The 1,342-nt window shown below is 62.2% G+C and carries 1 protein-coding gene; it reads left to right on the forward strand.

Annotated elements, in window-relative coordinates:
• The first annotated feature begins 99 nt into the window (after positions 1-99).
• Positions 100-1,296 carry an IS256 family transposase gene (locus O7A70_RS33760; protein ID WP_337144197.1) on the forward strand — a complete coding sequence of 399 codons (1,197 nt, stop codon included), beginning with the start codon at positions 100-102 and terminating at the stop codon, positions 1,294-1,296.
• Positions 1,297-1,342: the final 46 nt, after the last annotated feature.

Genomic DNA, 1,342 nt, shown 5'->3' on the forward strand with positions numbered 1-1,342 from the left:
CGGTAGTGTGCTGAGAGTTCTGCAAATTCGCTGAGAGTGGGCGGTCATGGCAGGCTGGTGATGTTCAACGTCACCTGATTCCCGCGAAGGAACGCCACCATGACCAAGACAGAGGGTAAATCCGCCAGCGCTGCCGTCAAAGACATTCTGCTATCGAACCCGGATGGATTGCACGAAGTGATCCGTGCGGTGATGCAGGAGGTGCTGGAGGCCGAGATGGATGAGGCGCTGGGTGCTTCGAAGAGCGAACGCACGCCGGAGCGGCTGGGCTATCGCTCAGGCTATTACGGCCGCACCCTTGTGACGCGTGTCGGCAAGCTTGAGCTGCGGGTTCCGCAGGACCGGGCCGGCCGCTTCTCCACCGAACTGTTTGAACGCTACCAGCGTTCCGAGCGCGCCTTGGTGGCGACGCTTGCGGAGATGTATGTGCAGGGCGTTTCGACCAGGAAGGTCAAAGCGATCACCGAAGAGCTGTGCGGCCATGCCTTCTCCGCCTCATCGATCTCGGCCATTAACAAGCGGCTGGACGAGAGCCTGAAGGCCTTTGCCGAGCGGCCGCTGCAAGAGCCCTTTGCCTACCTCATCCTCGACGCCCGCTACGAGAAGGTGCGCGAGGCCGGCATCGTCACGAGCCAGGCGGTGTTGATCGCGGTTGGCATCGACTGGGACGGGCGGCGCCAGATCCTGGCCGTGGAGATGGCCAATCGCGAGAGCCGCTCGGCCTGGAAGGACTTCCTCGTCGCCCTGAAGGCACGCGGCCTCAAGGGCGTCGAGCTGGTCGTGTCCGACGATCATGCCGGCCTGGTCGCGGCGATCGGCGAGGTGATCCCGGAAGCGGCATGGCAGCGCTGCTATGTGCACTTCCTCAGGAATGCGCTCGATCACCTGCCAAGGAAGCATGGCGACGATTGCCTGCAGGAACTCAGATGGCTCTACGACCGGCGCGACCTCGCCGAGGCCAAGGCCGATCTCGCCGCATGGCTGTCCAAATGGTCGGGCCGCTATCCGCGGCTGACGAATTGGGTCGAGGAGACCATCGAATGCACGCTGACCTTCTTTTGCCTGCCGCGTCAGCACCACAAGCATCTGAAGTCCACCAACATGCTCGAACGCCTCAATGAGGAAATCCGCAGGCGCACCTACGTCGTGCGCATCTTTCCCAACGCCGAAAGCTGCCTGCGCCTGGTCAGGGCGCTGGCCGTCGAGACCAACGAAAACTGGATGGAGGCCAACCGCTACATCAACATGGACGATCTGCGCGAGCACAAAAAACTCGCCCTACGCCAAGCCGCATGATCAGCTCCATGGCCGCCCACTTTTGCAGAACTTGACGCACACAACC

This window comes from Mesorhizobium sp. Cs1299R1N1, from assembly GCF_037179655.1.
Classification (GTDB): domain Bacteria; phylum Pseudomonadota; class Alphaproteobacteria; order Rhizobiales; family Rhizobiaceae; genus Mesorhizobium; species Mesorhizobium salmacidum.